Annotated in this window: 17 protein-coding genes; 15 read left to right on the top strand and 2 right to left on the bottom strand. The window is 59.2% G+C overall.

Features of this window, described 5'->3' with window-relative positions; translation table 11 throughout:
* Nucleotides 1–139 precede the first annotated feature (139 nt).
* The 8 genes from ACZ1HN_RS18560 (at nucleotide 140) to ACZ1HN_RS18525 (ending at nucleotide 6372) form a co-directional block, all read left to right on the top strand.
* Nucleotides 140–1672, top strand: a complete 1533-nt coding sequence (locus tag ACZ1HN_RS18560; RefSeq protein WP_299207189.1) for an acyl-CoA carboxylase subunit beta — start codon at nucleotides 140–142, stop codon at nucleotides 1670–1672.
* Nucleotides 1672–2013: a hypothetical protein gene (locus ACZ1HN_RS18555; RefSeq protein WP_299207191.1), complete on the top strand. Its 342-nt coding sequence runs from the start codon at nucleotides 1672–1674 to the stop codon at nucleotides 2011–2013. Before ACZ1HN_RS18560 ends, ACZ1HN_RS18555 begins: the two co-directional genes overlap by 1 nt.
* The gene (locus ACZ1HN_RS18550) at nucleotides 2010–2405 is read left to right on the top strand and encodes a cupin domain-containing protein (protein WP_472728555.1); all 396 of its coding nucleotides are present in this window, start codon (nucleotides 2010–2012) and stop codon (nucleotides 2403–2405) included. Before ACZ1HN_RS18555 ends, ACZ1HN_RS18550 begins: the two co-directional genes overlap by 4 nt.
* Nucleotides 2406–2527: 122 nt before the next feature.
* Complete coding sequence (locus tag ACZ1HN_RS18545) at nucleotides 2528–2881, top strand: DUF6497 family protein (RefSeq protein ID WP_472728554.1); 354 nt, start codon at nucleotides 2528–2530, stop codon at nucleotides 2879–2881.
* A gap of 178 nt (nucleotides 2882–3059) precedes the next feature.
* Entirely contained in the window at nucleotides 3060–3206 is a 147-nt protein-coding gene (locus tag ACZ1HN_RS18540) for a hypothetical protein (protein WP_189369029.1), read from the top strand.
* Nucleotides 3207–3266: 60 nt separating this feature from the next.
* Nucleotides 3267–3626 carry a hypothetical protein gene (locus ACZ1HN_RS18535; RefSeq protein ID WP_472728553.1) on the top strand — a complete coding sequence of 120 codons (360 nt, stop codon included), beginning with the start codon at nucleotides 3267–3269 and terminating at the stop codon, nucleotides 3624–3626.
* 415 nt (nucleotides 3627–4041) lie between these two features.
* Nucleotides 4042–4245, top strand: coding sequence for a hypothetical protein (locus tag ACZ1HN_RS18530; protein WP_299207201.1), 204 nt, complete (start codon nucleotides 4042–4044; stop codon nucleotides 4243–4245).
* 105 nt (nucleotides 4246–4350) lie between these two features.
* On the top strand, nucleotides 4351–6372 hold the full coding sequence (locus tag ACZ1HN_RS18525) for an acetyl-CoA carboxylase biotin carboxylase subunit (protein WP_472728552.1): 2022 nt from the start codon (nucleotides 4351–4353) through the stop codon (nucleotides 6370–6372).
* 112 nt (nucleotides 6373–6484) lie between these two features.
* Here the strand turns inward: ACZ1HN_RS18525 and ACZ1HN_RS18520 are convergent, their stop codons facing one another.
* Nucleotides 6485–6934, bottom strand: a complete 450-nt coding sequence (locus ACZ1HN_RS18520) for a DUF4174 domain-containing protein (protein WP_299599671.1) — start codon at nucleotides 6932–6934, stop codon at nucleotides 6485–6487.
* A gap of 145 nt (nucleotides 6935–7079) precedes the next feature.
* Between ACZ1HN_RS18520 and ACZ1HN_RS18515 the strand changes: the two genes are divergently transcribed.
* From ACZ1HN_RS18515 to ACZ1HN_RS18485, 7 genes are all read left to right on the top strand, one after another.
* The gene (locus ACZ1HN_RS18515; protein ID WP_472728551.1) at nucleotides 7080–8036 is read left to right on the top strand and encodes a hypothetical protein; all 957 of its coding nucleotides are present in this window, start codon (nucleotides 7080–7082) and stop codon (nucleotides 8034–8036) included.
* Nucleotides 7999–10134, top strand: coding sequence for a methylmalonyl-CoA mutase (gene scpA, locus ACZ1HN_RS18510; RefSeq protein WP_472728550.1), 2136 nt, complete (start codon nucleotides 7999–8001; stop codon nucleotides 10132–10134). Before ACZ1HN_RS18515 ends, scpA begins: the two co-directional genes overlap by 38 nt.
* 207 nt (nucleotides 10135–10341) lie before the next feature.
* Entirely contained in the window at nucleotides 10342–10950 is a 609-nt protein-coding gene (locus tag ACZ1HN_RS18505; protein WP_472728549.1) for a VOC family protein, read from the top strand.
* Complete coding sequence (locus ACZ1HN_RS18500; RefSeq protein WP_472728548.1) at nucleotides 10947–11450, top strand: GNAT family N-acetyltransferase; 504 nt, start codon at nucleotides 10947–10949, stop codon at nucleotides 11448–11450. Before ACZ1HN_RS18505 ends, ACZ1HN_RS18500 begins: the two co-directional genes overlap by 4 nt.
* Before the next feature lie 9 nt (nucleotides 11451–11459).
* Nucleotides 11460–12140: a molecular chaperone DjiA gene (locus tag ACZ1HN_RS18495; protein WP_299207214.1), complete on the top strand. Its 681-nt coding sequence runs from the start codon at nucleotides 11460–11462 to the stop codon at nucleotides 12138–12140.
* Complete coding sequence (locus ACZ1HN_RS18490; protein WP_299207216.1) at nucleotides 12140–13141, top strand: endonuclease/exonuclease/phosphatase family protein; 1002 nt, start codon at nucleotides 12140–12142, stop codon at nucleotides 13139–13141. Before ACZ1HN_RS18495 ends, ACZ1HN_RS18490 begins: the two co-directional genes overlap by 1 nt.
* Nucleotides 13142–13157: 16 nt before the next feature.
* Nucleotides 13158–13523 carry a hypothetical protein gene (locus ACZ1HN_RS18485; RefSeq protein WP_472728547.1) on the top strand — a complete coding sequence of 122 codons (366 nt, stop codon included), beginning with the start codon at nucleotides 13158–13160 and terminating at the stop codon, nucleotides 13521–13523.
* Here the strand turns inward: ACZ1HN_RS18485 and ACZ1HN_RS18480 are convergent.
* A complete protein-coding gene (locus ACZ1HN_RS18480; protein ID WP_472728546.1) occupies nucleotides 13520–15073 on the bottom strand; it encodes a Ppx/GppA family phosphatase in 1554 nt (517 codons plus the stop codon). The two genes, ACZ1HN_RS18485 and ACZ1HN_RS18480, sit on opposite strands and share 4 nt — an antisense overlap.
* Nucleotides 15074–15162: the final 89 nt, after the last annotated feature.

Here is a 15162-nt window from a genome sequence, read left to right as displayed (position 1 = left end):
GCTGCGCACAGGGTGATGTGATTTGCTGATTTGCAATTTGCACAAAGGCTATTGCGAAAAGTTTGCAAATATTCTGATTGACGCTTCAACCGACGGCTAATGCACTTGTATAAGGCCCGAAACCACCAGCGGGGACAGCATGAAAGATATTCTGACCGAATTGGAAGCACGGCGCGCGGACGCGCGTCTTGGCGGCGGACAAAAGCGCATCGATGCCCAGCACGGGCGTGGCAAGCTGACGGCGCGCGAGCGGATTGATTTGCTGCTGGACGAGGGCTCGTTCGAAGAGTTCGATATGTTTGTCAGTCACCGCTGCACCGATTTCGGTATGGAAAATCAAAAGCCTGCAGGCGACGGCGTTGTGACCGGCTGGGGCACGATCAATGGACGGCAGGTCTATGTGTTTTCGCAGGACTTTACCGTTCTTGGTGGTTCTGTTTCGGCGACGCACGCGGCCAAGATCTGCAAGATCATGGACAAGGCGGTTGAGAATGGCGCGCCCGTCATTGGCATCAATGACTCGGGTGGTGCACGTATTCAGGAAGGTGTCGACAGCCTTGCCGGGTATGGAGAGGTTTTCCAGCGCAACATCATGGCTTCGGGCGTCGTGCCGCAAATCAGCGTGATCATGGGGCCATGCGCCGGTGGTGCCGTGTATTCTCCGGCGATGACCGACTTCATCTTCATGGTCAAGGACAGCTCGTATATGTTCGTGACCGGCCCTGACGTGGTCAAAACAGTGACCAACGAACAGGTCACGGCGGAAGAGTTGGGTGGCGCCTCGACCCACACCAAGAAGTCGTCGGTGGCTGACGCGGCCTTTGACAACGACGTTGAAGCACTTGCCGAGGTGCGCCGCCTCGTTGACTTCCTGCCGCTGAACAATCGGGAAAAGCCGCCGGTACGTCCATTCTTTGACGAGCCTGACCGGATCGAAAGCAGTCTCGACACGCTGGTGCCGGACAATCCGAACATGCCCTACGACATGAAAGAGCTGATCGTGAAGATGGCCGATGAGGGCGATTTCTACGAGTTGCAGGAAGAGTTCGCCAAGAACATCATCACAGGCTTCATCCGTCTGGAGGGGCGCACCGTGGGTGTGGTGGCAAACCAGCCGATGGTGCTGGCGGGCGTTCTGGACATCGACAGCGCCCGCAAGGCGGCCCGTTTTGTCCGGTTCTGTGATTGCTTTGACATTCCGATCCTGACGCTGATCGACGTGCCCGGCTTCCTGCCCGGCACCACGCAGGAATATGGCGGCGTGATCAAGCACGGTGCGAAACTGCTCTTTGCTTACGGTGAGGCGACAGTGCCCAAGGTGACGGTCATCACGCGCAAGGCCTATGGTGGCGCCTACGTGGTGATGGCGTCCAAGCATTTGCAGGCCGACTTCAACTATGCCTGGCCCACGGCCGAGATTGCGGTGATGGGCGCGAAAGGCGCGACCGAGATTATTCACCGCGCCGATCTGGGGGATGCGGAGAAGACTGCGCAGCATACAGCGGATTACGAAGATCGTTTTGCCAACCCCTTTGTGGCAGCCGAGCGCGGTTTCATCGACGAGGTGATCCAGCCGCGCTCGACCCGTAAACGTGTCAGCCGCGCCTTTGCGTCGCTGCGCAACAAGAAGACGCCGATGCCTTGGAAGAAACACGATAATATCCCGCTCTGATGGCTCGGTCCGGTTGGCATATCCTGAAGGACGATGCGGGCGTGACCCTGTGTCGTCATCTTCCGCCGCGGTTTGATTTTACGGTGAGTACGGTGCTGCCGAGTGGTCGAGCCGTTCGACTGGCGCATCAGATTCGGCAAGATCTGTGGCGAGCGCTTCAGATGCTGCGAGGATTTTCGCCTGTGGTGCGCTTGGAGCAGATCGCCGAGGGTTGGCAGGTTATGGCGGGTGGGCGTGTTGCTGTTCCTGTCACCACAGCGGTCACCGCGCGTGCCCAAGCCGTTCTGGATGACCCAAGTAACCGTGCCCGGTGGGTGCGTTCCGCAGGGTGTGCAAAATGAGTCTCTGGAAAAACCAGGCGTTTGCCATCAGTCATGCAGATAACAGTGCGTTCGAAGGCGCTGGGCTGCGTCCGTTCTTTGAGTACCGTCAGCTTGGCATCGCCGAGGCGACGAAGGGTGCCTACGGTGCCCATGTCATTCGCGCTGTGCCGGGTATGGAAAGTCCGGGAACGTGGCACAGCCACGAGTTGGACTTTCAGATGGTCTATATCACACGCGGTTGGGTGGTTTTTGAATATGAAGGGCAGGGCGAGCATGTGCTGCGCGAAGGCTCTTGCGTTTTGCAACCCCCGGGCATCGTGCATCGTGAAGTTCGGCACTCCGACGACCTTGAATTGATTGAAATCACGTCGCCTGCAGACTTTACAACGCAAGAAGAAGATGCACGATGATGCGCGGACGGCCGCTGAATAGCACAGTGCGACGGGTTATCACCGCACGCACAGCAGCCCCGGAGGGAGGAGCCCGGACCCGCAATCGGGGATGGGTCCGGGGCTGCGTATACGCCGTCTGTTTGTCTGTAACATCTGCTTCTGCCCAAGATGTGCCGTCGGGCCAGCCGGTGTCGTTATCCGAGGTTCTGCTGGATGCTGTAGGAGCGGAAAGCTGGGTGCGGTTCCGGTTCATCGCACCGGAGATTGCCAAGGATGTGGGCACGGTCAGCTACGCGAAAGCCGAGGATGACTTTCAGGCATTGTGCGATGGCTTTGCGCTCACTTACATGACCGATTTCGAGTTGACGGCTGACGTAGTGGTCATTTCGCTGATGGACCGTCCGGTGCCGTTTGGGACGTCTGATCCAGACGCGACCCAGTTTTTCGAAGCGTTCCGTCCCGGGGCGGATGGATGTGTTTGGGAGGCGTTTTGATGCACCGGCGGATTTTTGCATATGCGGCATTGAGGCCACAACCCGCGCAAGCCTGTGTGCCACCATATCATTCGCCCGGAAAATCACGTATAGGCGGATTAAGCGGTCTTTATGATCGCCTTACCTCGCATCGGGTGCGTTTTTTCGCGTGCCTGGAAGTTGACTACAGGAGAGACAGATGTCGAAGAGCATCAAAGTTTTGGGCATGGTTAGCCTCATGGTTCTGGTTGCAGCCTGCGGCCGCAACAACAACGACGACGATTTCGTGGTTGTCGAGCCTGAGCCCATCAGCCAAGAGCCTGTCCACACCGGCAAGTTCAAGTAATTTCACAGGGCGGGCGTTTCAGCCCGCCCTGACATACCCCTTTGCCGCGGGGGGCAGCACATGCTGAAACATCGCGGTTTTCCCGGTCGTTTGACGGGCACTGATTTCCAATTCACCATTCGTCGTCCGAACCCCAAGGGTGTGACACCGCTTCAGCGGCGCGAGCGCTTTGCCGATCGCAAACCCGCTGATCGGCGGGCCGATGTGGCGTTTATGGCTGCCCTTTGGACGCACTTTGGGGCCGAAGCGTTCGAGCGCGGAAATCTGGATGCCGGTCGGCTGTCGTGGCTGTTTGGTCGCGAGGTGATTCCGGCAACAGACCCCTTCGATCCCGCTGATTATGAAGCGCTTTTGCAGATCGACGAAGGTATTGCTCGTGCTTCATTTCCTGACGCATTCGGGGAGAATTGCGATGGGTAATCGTGCAACTTTCGGCGCTTTTTCGCCATCCAATTCCCGTTATTGGCGAAACCCGGCTCATTTCCGCCCAGAGCCATCCTCGCCCTTCCTACGTGATAAAAAACCATGCAACCGTATAGTTACGGAGCCGCTTCCCCAGGTTATCTGCGGCGACGTGTACCATTTCCGTACCCCTTCCCCTGGTGGGCAGCGAATGTCGCAAGACATTATGCTGCCCACCTTTTTTGCTGCATCGCGCGGACACGGGGCGTGATATCACGACGTGCAACGCAAGTGCACGTGATCGTCGGCAACCCCGCGCCAACACCCGCGCGTTTCGGCAATGCGATGCGCATTCTTCCGAGTCTTGTCCGGGATCGTTGATCCCATATGGCGTTTGTCACACCAAGAAGGTGTCAAACAAAGGAAGACCAACATGCGTATCAAAGCCCTTGTTCTTGTCACTGCCGCGGCCCTTGGGCTGGCGGCCTGTGGTGACACAGTCGGCGAGCAGGCTGTTTTCGGCGGTGCCGCCGGTGGCGTCGGAAGCGCAGTGCTCGGAGGCAACGCGATTGCAGGCGCTGCCGTTGGTGCCGGTGCAAACGTGCTTTATTGCGACCGATACCCAAGCCGCTGCTAAGTTTTTCCCGCGTCTGACGCGCGGTTTCAGATCACACGCGGAACGCCGTCCTGTCTTCGGGCAGGGCGGTGTTTTGCGTTCCAGGACCCAAAGAAGTGAGGCCCCATGTTCAAGAAACTCCTGATAGCCAACCGGGGCGAGATCGCCTGCCGCGTGATCAAGACTGCGCGCAAGATGGGTATTCCCACCGTTGCGATCTATTCCGACGCGGATGCGCAGGCGCTGCATGTCCAGATGGCCGACGAAGCCATCCATATCGGCCCGCCGCCTGCGAACCAGTCCTATATTGTCATCGACAAAGTCATGGATGCGATCCAGCAGTCGGGCGCTGAGGCTGTGCACCCCGGCTATGGGTTCCTGTCCGAGAACGCCAAGTTCGCCGAGGCCTTGGATGCTGCTGGTGTCGCCTTTGTTGGCCCACCCAAAGGTGCGATCGAGTCAATGGGCGACAAGATTACCTCGAAGAAGATCGCGCAGGAGGCCGGTGTCAGCACGGTGCCAGGCTACATGGGGCTGATCAAGGATGCCGACGAAGCTGTGAAGATCTCGAACGAGGTTGGCTATCCCGTGATGCTCAAGGCTTCGGCCGGGGGCGGCGGCAAGGGGATGCGGATCGCATGGAACGATGAGGAGGCCCGCGAAGGGTTCCAGTCGTCCAAGAACGAGGCGGCCAACAGCTTTGGTGACGACCGTATCTTTATCGAAAAGTTCGTGACCCAGCCACGTCACATTGAAATTCAGGTGCTGTGCGACAGCCACGGGAACGGCATCTATCTGGGAGAGCGCGAATGTTCGATCCAGCGCCGGAACCAGAAGGTGGTCGAAGAGGCCCCGTCGCCCTTCCTGGATGAAGCCACACGCAAGGCCATGGGCGAACAGTCCGTGGCTCTGGCCAAGGCCGTGGGCTATGCCAGTGCGGGCACTGTCGAGTTCATCGTGGATGGCAGCAAGAACTTCTACTTCCTTGAGATGAACACGCGCTTGCAGGTGGAGCACCCGGTGACCGAGTTGATCACTGGCGTTGACCTTGTGGAACAGATGATCCGCGTCGCGGCTGGCGAAACGCTGTCGATCACGCAGGATGACGTCAAGCTGCACGGTTGGGCCATCGAAAATCGGCTGTATGCCGAGGACCCCTATCGCGGGTTCCTGCCCTCGATTGGCCGTTTGACGCGCTATCGTCCGCCCGCCGAGACCGAAAGCTACACTCCCGGTGTAACGCCGGACAGCATCGTGGTGCGCAACGATACCGGCGTCTACGAAGGCGGCGAGATCAGCATGTATTACGACCCGATGATCGCTAAGCTGTGCACATGGGGTCCGGACCGAGCCACAGCGATCGAAGCAATGCGCGTTGCGCTAGATAGCTTCGAGGTTGAGGGCATTGGCCACAACCTGCCGTTCCTGAGCGCTGTCATGGACCATCCGAAGTTTGTATCGGGTGACATTACAACCGCCTTCATTGCCGAAGAATATCCCGATGGTTTCGAAGGGGTCGAACTGGGTGAAGAGAACCTGCGCCGTGTCGCGGCTGCCTGTGCTGCCATGCACCGCGTGGCCGAGATCCGGCGCGCACGCGTGTCGGGCCGCATGGACAATCACGAGCGCAAGGTGGGTAAGGACTGGAATGTCAGCCTCCAAGGTCTGTCCTATGACGTCGTTATCGACGCAGACCACGAGGGTGCAACGGTGGCCTTCGAGGGCGGGTCGGCCCTGCGTGTGTCTGGCGATTGGACGCCGGGTGATCAATTGGCCGAGATGACGGTGGATGGCGCGCCTTTGGTTTTAAAAGTCGGAAAGGTGTCGGGGGGCTTCCGCATCCGCACCCGCGGTGCGGACCTGAAGGTTCACGTGCGCTCGCCACGCCAGGCTGAATTGGCTCGCCTGATGCCGGAGAAAACGCCACCGGACACATCCAAGATGCTGCTCTGCCCCATGCCCGGCCTTGTTGTGAAGGTCGATGTGGCCGAAGGCGACGAAGTGCAAGAGGGTCAGGCCCTATGCACGATCGAGGCGATGAAGATGGAGAATATCCTGCGCGCCGAGAAGAAAGGCATCGTGTCCAAGATCAACGCGGGCGCGGGCGATAGTCTGGCTGTTGACGATGTGATCATGGAATTCGAGTGAGTTTTGCGTCCCACATAACTGGCTGGTCTTCAGCCAAGCCGTGGGATGCATTTACTTTCCGCGGGTCCGTTGATTGTGACATTCAAAAACTCACAGCAGTGGACCCAATCGCTCAGCCGTCAGACTCCCGTCTTTCGCGGATTTCGCGTTGTCGGCTCGGCAGTCGATCAATGCTGCGCATCAGTTCGCGTACACTCCAGGGGAAAGGTTTGCGTAGCAATACGCTGCCATCCTTGCTGACAAGCACCATCATGAAACCACGCGGTCGCAATTTCTGGCGCAAGGCGCTGTCTTTCGACGGATCGGTGTCCGTGAGTACAACCACATCGCGCTCAGCCAACTCGTCGGCGCGTTCTTCCAGAAACTCGATCTGTTGGCGGAAGTTCGGGTCATTCGGGCTGTCAGCGAAGACAACGATAGGCCGGTTTTCCCAGACGAATTCGTTCAAATCCTGCACATCGGTTGTGATGAAGATGGAAGATGCGGCCGTATCTCCGCTTTCCGCAATGACAGCCGAGCCGCCGAAAAGACCAACCAGAACAATGGGTAATACGTGTTTCATCTGCCCTCCTGCCTTCCCCAATGTAGCGGCTTTTTCGGCAATTACGACGGCTGCTCGCGTCAATTTTAGCTTTAATCGCTCGGCAAGCCTTTGCGTGCGACGCCTTAACCATGATCGCCGGGGTTTTGCCGGGCGATGTGCGGCCATGGAAAAGGACACGAACGGCATGAAGGTCATCTTGCATATCGGTGCGCATCGCACCGGAACCACCTCTTTCCAGGCTTATGTCCGCCGAAATTGCGACTTCATGCGCACCCGCCATATCGGTTTCTGGGGTCCGTTGCGCACTCGTAAGGGGTTGTTTTCAGGTATTCAGCCCGGTGCCGGCGTTGGAACGCGGTCGGCACGTCGGGCACGCGGACGCGTCTTGCTGCAGATGAACAAAGCTGAACGCACCGGGACCACGACACTCATCGTTTCCGATGAAAACATGCTTGGCACGATGCGCCGCAATATGCGTGCTCGGTCGTTGTACAACGATGTCGGTGAGCGCATGTCCCGCTATGCTGCTGCCTTTGACGGACAGATAGACACGGTCGTTTTGTCGGTGCGCGCATTGAACCATTATTGGCGTTCCGCCGCGTCCTACTGCGTCGCCCGGGGGCATTCTCTGCCGGCGCCTAATCAATTGGGTCGTGTGGCGTTCGGCCCGCGCACGTGGCGTGATGTGATCGTTGACGTTGCCTGCGCAGTACCGGCCGCAAAAATTGTCGTCGTGCCGTTTGAACGCACGGCAGGTCGACCGGATGCCATGTTCCGTGCTGCAACCGGCCTGTACGGTCCGCGCAACGCGGCAGAGACGTGGTTGAATCGGTCGCCCACTGCGCCGGAACTGCGCAGCATACTTGCAGACCGGGGCGACAACCCGGACTGGATCAGTGGGTTGTCACCCCGATGGACACCCTTTGATCCCGCCGCCGCAGCAGCACTGCGCGAGGCATATATGGATGACATCCACTGGCTCACCGCCGGTGCCGACGGACTAGCAACACTGACAGAGGATTTGGGCCAGAGAGGAGCGGGGCAAACCCTGCCGCATGGCCCGCTGACAAGAGGACAAGGACATGACGACCAAGAAAGACGAATGGCAGAACCTGGCTGAGGGCGAGCTGCGCGGCCGTCCGGTCGATGATCTGACGTGGGAGACGCTCGAAGGCATCAATGTCGCCCCGATCTATACCGAGGATGATCTGACCGATGTCGATCACCTTGGCACCATTCCCGGTCAGGCCCCGTTCACCCGTGGGGTCAAGGCCACGATGTATGCGGGTCGTCCGTGGACCATCCGCCAATACGCGGGCTTTTCCACGGCCGAGGAATCCAACGCCTTTTACCGTCGCGCTCTGGATGCGGGTCAGCAAGGGGTGTCGGTCGCCTTCGATCTGGCAACGCACCGCGGCTATGACAGCGACCACGAAAGGGTTGTAGGCGATGTCGGCAAGGCCGGTGTGGCCATCGACAGTGTCGAGGACATGAAGATCCTGTTTGACGGTATCCCGCTCGACAAGGTGTCGGTGTCGATGACCATGAACGGCGCGGTTATTCCGATCCTCGCCAACTTCATCGTTGCGGGCGAGGAGCAGGGCGTGGACCGCGCGGCCCTGTCAGGGACCATTCAGAACGATATTCTGAAAGAGTTCATGGTCCGCAACACATATATCTATCCGCCCGAACCAAGCATGCGGATCATTGCGGATATCATCGAATACACTTCGAGCGACATGCCCAAGTTCAACTCGATCAGCATCTCGGGCTACCACATGCAAGAGGCTGGCGCGAACCTCGTGCAGGAGCTGGCCTTCACCCTTGCGGACGGGCGTGAATACGTGCGCGCCGCCATCGCCCGTGGCATGGACGTTGACAAGTTCGCGGGCCGTCTGTCGTTCTTCTTTGCGATCGGCATGAACTTCTTCATGGAAGCAGCCAAGCTACGCGCCGCGCGACTGCTGTGGCACCGCATCATGTCTGAGTTTGAACCGAAAAACCCCAAGTCCTCCATGCTGCGCACCCATTGTCAGACCAGCGGTGTCAGCCTGCAGGAACAGGACCCATACAACAATGTGGTCCGTACCGCGTTCGAGGCGATGAGTGCGGTGCTGGGCGGCACACAGTCGCTACACACCAACAGCTTTGACGAAGCCATCGCACTGCCCACGCAGTTTTCCAGCCGGATCGCCCGGAACACGCAGTTGATCCTGCAGAACGAGACGGGCGTGACCAATGTCGTCGACCCGCTGGCGGGGTCCTACTATGTCGAAAAGCTGACCCACGATCTGGCGGAAGAGGCCTGGAAGCTGATCGAAGAGGTTGAGGGGATGGGCGGCATGACCAAGGCCGTGGGTTCCGGCATGCCCAAGCTGCGGATCGAGGAAGCCGCGGCCAAGCGTCAGGCAATGATCGACCGTGGCGACGAGGTGATCGTAGGCGTCAACAAGTTCCGCCTCGAGAAAGAGGACGAGATCGACATCCTCGATATCGACAACGCTGCGGTGCGCGACAGTCAGATCGCACGTCTGACGCGCATCCGGGCGGAACGAGACGAAGAGGGGTGCCAAGCCGCGCTTGATGCGCTGAGCGCCGTGGCCGCAGCGGACGGCAACCTTTTGGAGGCCGCAGTCAACGCGGCGCGGGCACGTGCAACGGTGGGAGAAATCAGTATGGCGATGGAAAAAGAATTCGGGCGCCACCGGGCCGAGGTGAAAACACTCGCTGGTGTATATGGTGCGGCCTACGAGGGCGACGAAGGGTTCGCTGCCATTCAGAAATCGGTGGAAGATTTTGCCGAGGTTGAGGGCCGCCGCCCACGCATGCTGGTGGTCAAGATGGGGCAAGACGGGCACGACCGTGGTGCCAAGGTGATCGCGACAGCCTTTGCCGATATCGGCTTTGACGTGGATGTCGGCCCACTGTTCCAGACCCCGGCCGAAGCCGCGCAGGATGCAGTCGACAACGACGTGCACGTTGTTGGGATTTCCTCGCAGGCCGCCGGGCACAAGACGCTGGCCCCGCAACTGGTGCAGGCGCTGAAGGACGCGGGCGCCGAAGATATCATCGTGATCTGCGGCGGTGTGATCCCACAGCAGGACTACCAGTATCTCTATGACGCAGGCGTCAAGGCGATCTTTGGTCCGGGCACCAACATCCCGGATGCCGCGCAACACATCCTGAACATCCTGCAGGGTGGCGAGGCTGCCGCCTGATCTATGAGGGCCGCCTCGCACGAGGCGGCCGTTGCTCCTGTCTTCTGAGCGGGCGCTGATAACCCCGGCACCGGGCGGATTGTCCGAGGCGTATGTATACCGTCCACCATCGAACAGCGAAGCCTCTTCATTTCCGTTTACAGGGCTGCGATACATCGACTCCTGGAACCCGATGTACCGTCCGCCAACGCGGAGCAGGAGGCCCCGATGCTGTTTGACCATCTTGTTGTCGGATCAACCGATCTGGGCGCCGCGCGCGCCCATGTCGAGGATGCGCTGGGTGTTTGCATGCAGCCCGGCGGTGCGCATGCGGTGTTTCAGACGCATAACGCGCTGATGGGGCTGGAAGATGGACTTTATCTTGAAGCCATCGCGCCGAACCCGGCGGTGCCCGCACCCATCCGTCCACGGTGGTATGATCTGGACCGGTATGTGGGTGATGCCGCCCTGTCCAACTGGGCCTGTGCCGTGCAGGATATGGACGCGGCCCTTGCCGACATGCCGGACGGCGCAGGGGCGCCCGTGGCCGTCAGCCGCGATGCATTGTCGTGGCGCATGGCGGTGTCGGCCGACGGTACAACCCCATTCGACAATCTGTGGCCCGCCCTGATCGAATGGCCCAAGGGTGTACATCCCGCCGCCAACCTGAAGCCAACGGGTGTGCGTCTGCGCCGGTTCACATTGGTGCATCCTGATGGTGAAGCTTTGGCAGCTGCGCTTGCCCGGCACCTGAGCGATGATCGGGTTGCGGTAGAGGTTGGACCGGTTGCTTTGCATGCGGTTTTTGATACGCCGAATGGACCACGTTCGCTGTGATCCGAGACGCAACACCAGACGATGCACGCTGGATCACGGACATCTGGAATGACGTGATCGCGCACACGCACATCACGTTCACCACGACACTGAAAACCGTGGCCGAGATCGAAACCATGATCCGGGATCGCGTGGTGCTGGTGCTGCCGGAGAAGGGCGGATTTGCCACCTATGGTGAGTTTCGCGGTGGTCCCGGATACGCAGCAACGGTTGAACATACCGTCTTTTTGGCAAAGCACACGCGTGGCAAGGGATGGGGCAGGGCATTGTTGTCGGCCTTGGAAGGCCGCGCGTGCGATGCTGGTCATCATGTGACGGTGGCTGCGATCAGCAGCGTAAACCCGGCGGCCGTTGCATTCCACAAAGCCATGGGATACGACACGGTTGCCAGAATGCCCGAGGTCGGCCGCAAGGACGGTATCTGGCTGGATCTGATCCTGATGCAAAAGCAACTGGGTGCGACCGTGAGTGCCAGCGCCAAGCCGCAGGATAGGGTATAGGCTCGCCCAATGTCTCTATGGGCTCGCATATCAGACGCGCTGGCAGCGCTGACCGCAGGCGAAGGTCTGGCGGAGGTTTTTGACAAGCTGCGCGCGCCACCCGAACGCAGCGTGGCCTTTGCCATTGCGGTGATTGCGCTCGGCGCAAAGATGGCCAAGGCGGACGGGCAGGTCACGCGGGACGAAGTCACGGCGTTCCGCGAAGTGTTTCACATTGCGGACAAGGACGAAGCGGGGGCTGCAAAGGTCTTCAACCTTGCCCGGCAGGACGTGGCCGGGTTCGAAGACTACGCCACGCGCATCCACGCGATGTTCTCAAGCCAACCCGAAACGCTGACCGACCTGATCGAAGGTCTGTTTCACATTGCTATGGCGGATGGCTTCTATCATCCGAACGAAGATGCGTTTCTGGAAGAAGTGGCGCATATCTTTAACATTTCGGACTCTGATTTTCGTGCACTTCGGGCGCGATTTGTGCCGGATGCGACGCCTGATCCTTACTCGGTCCTTGGGGTTGATCCCGGTTGGGCACTTGAAGATATCCGCAAGGCATGGCGCAAGCTGGTCCGCGAAAACCATCCCGACGCCATGATGGCCCGTGGAGTGCCCGAAGAGGCGGTGCGCTTGGCCGAAAAGCGTATGATGGATATCAATCGTGCCTGGGAAGAGATTTTGGGCAGCAGTGATTGATGCGTTTCGCGACCTACAATGTTGAGTGGATGAACAGCCTGTTCGATGAGGATGGACAGCTTCTCAACGATGACGGTTGGTCGTCGCGCCATGATGTAACGCGGGCGGCCCAAACGGATGCGTTGCGCACTGTGTTCCGTGCCCTTGATGCGGATGCCGTCATGGTCATTGAGGCGCCTGACAACAGCCGCAACAGGGATACGATCAAAGCGCTCCAGACCTTTGCCCGGTTTGCGGATTTACGCGCCCGCGAGGCAGTCATTGGCTTTTCGAATGACACGCAGCAGGAGATTGCGCTGCTCTATGATCCTGATGTGCTGACTGTGCTTCATGATCCATTGATCCATCAGGATGCACCCCGGTTCGATGAGCGCTTCAGGATCGATCTGGATATCGACGCGACACAAGACGACGTTGTGTTTTCCAAACCGCCGCTTGAGCTCGAGGTTGAAACGGCGCAAGGCCTGTCGCTGCGTATGATTGGTGCGCATCTGAAGTCCAAAGCTCCGCATGGTGCGAACAATCGCGATGAAGTCATGCGCATATCGATCGCCAACAGGCGCAAACAGCTGGCGCAAGCAATCTGGTTGCGCGCGCGGATCAATGGACTTCTCGGGGATGGGCATCCGGTGGTCTTGATGGGTGATCTGAACGACGGGCCAGGGTTGGACGAATACGAGAACCTGTTTGGCCGTTCGTCGGTAGAAATCATCATGGGAACGGGTGATACCGCTCTTTTTGACCCCCACGCGCGTCAAGCGTTGCAACGCCGTTTGGGGGCAATGCCGACAACGGCCCGTTTCTGGATCAGACCCGAGCAGCGGTATCTTCAGGCGCTTTTGGATTATATCATGGTTTCGCCCGATCTCGCGGGGCACGAGCCGGTTTGGCGTATCTGGCATCCACTTGATGACCCGGATTGTTGGGCACACTCAGCACTACGGGATGCGCTTGTCACCGCCTCTGATCATTTTCCGGTGAGTTTGGATATCGTGCTATAGTGCCCATATGAGGCCTATGAAACACATCAGTGTTGCCCTTTGTCTGGTCATCTCCGCCACTTCCGTTTCTGCCCAGGAAACCGAAGAGGACCGTGGTCTATCGCTGATGGAACGCGGCGCACAGATGCTGATGGAAGGGCTGATGCGCGAGATGGAGCCTGCGATGGAAGGGCTGCAGGGTATGGCCGAAGAGTTTGGCCCTGCCTTGCGTGACTTCACGGCCCAGATGGGACCCGCCTTGCGCGATCTTCTTGAAGAGGTCGAAGACTGGAGCGTCTATCACCCGCCCGAGATATTGGAGAACGGTGATATCATCATCCGTCGCAAAACGCCGCAGGAACTGGAGGTTGAACCCGACCCCGACGCCCAGATCGACATTTAGGGCTGCCGTCTTTTTTTCACCGTTACAGTGGCATTTAGTGACGAAGCCAGCGAATTCAGCCGGGCCTCGGCCACTTCGCCAAACAGGGGCATGGCGTCAGCGGACAGGCGTAGCTCCAATTCCCGTTTCTTGGGAAACCACCGAAACTCGCCCCGCTCCGCGTCTTTCTCCATCCACAGCATGGCACCAAAGCGCATGGCCTTGCCCAGTATCTCTGCGTCACGCTGCATCTTTTCGTCGATCAGATCGTAAAGCCCCTCGAAATGGGTGCCTTCGCGCTTGTTGGTGTATCGGTGCAGGAGGGCGAGACCGAGGAAAATGCGTTCCGAATGTTTGAGCCCACCAAGATTGGCGCGCGTGGCATTGTCGAAACAGACCTCGGCCCGATAGTCAGGATGCGCCCGCCAACTGACGTCGTGCAGAAGGCACGCGGCCTTGATCAGGCGTTTGCGGGGCAGGGGGGCCGATTTGAAGATCGGTTCGATGAACTGGTAGAGCAGCTTGCCAAAACCCGGCATGCGCGCATCCTTGGCTTCTGCAAAGCGGCACGCTTCGATCAAGGGGTCACGGTCGCGCAGACGTTGCGGCATCTGTTCATATAGCATCCCTTCGCGGATGCCGTAGCTTGAAACGGCGATGTCCTTGGGGCGGAACGCTTTGACCAGCCGGGCGAGCACTTCGGCGGCCAATGGCACCAGGGTCATCCGGGCAGAGGAGATGCCACATGCGCCCCGCAGCGCATCGTGATTGTCGTGTTCCTTGATGTATTTGACCGTGCGCTGCACGGATTGCGGTGACATCCGGTATTCGTGCAGTACGTTCAAAAGGTAGCCGCGCCGATGCATATCGATCCGCGCGATCGCCCGCCATGAGCCTCCCACAAGGAACAGGCGGTCGCGTTGCAGACCCATCTCGGTTTGCAGATGTTCCATGACGGCCTTGATATGGTTACGCCGCCCTTTCTTTCCGCCCTTGACTGTTTGCAGTTTCAAGGGGCCGAGGTCAGAGGTGACACGCTTGCCCACGATCCCGTCCGAGATTTCTGCCAGTTCCATGGAAGAGCCGCCGATATCGCAGACAAGGCCATAGGAGCCGGGCCACCCCAAAAGGACGCCTTGTGCCGACAATCGAGCTTCTTCGCGTCCGTCTATGACGCGGACATTCAATCCGGTTTCGCGCAGTACATCCGCACAGAAGTCAGGACCGTCGGTGGCATCGCGCACCGCGGCAGTTGCAACGACAGACAGGTCGGATAGGCCCATACCTTCGGCAAGGCGCTGGAAGCGTCTGAGGGATTCGAGGGCGCGCACCCGTCCTTCGGGGTTCAGGTGCCCGGTGTCGGACAGTCCAGCGCCGAGGGCACACATGATCTTTTCATTGTAAAAATAGGCAGGGGACCGGGCTGCCCCGTCAAAAACCACAAGGCGAACAGAGTTTGATCCGACATCAACCACACCGACTCGGGACAGGGCGCGAGCGGACGGGTCGTCAAACAGCGGGCGACCAAAAAGGCCACCGTCGCCTGCGTCTGGCGAAACAGAAACGTTCATGGCCCCCCCGTGGCATCTGTTTACGCCCGTTGATGGACCAGCTTGCTACGTGCGTCAATGATCTGGTCGGCTGGGTGGCTCTGTTTCGG

Source organism: Tateyamaria sp. GN1-10 (assembly GCF_055693845.1).
The sequence above is the reverse complement of the archived record's forward strand: the minus strand, read 5'-3'. Positions and strand labels throughout refer to the sequence as shown.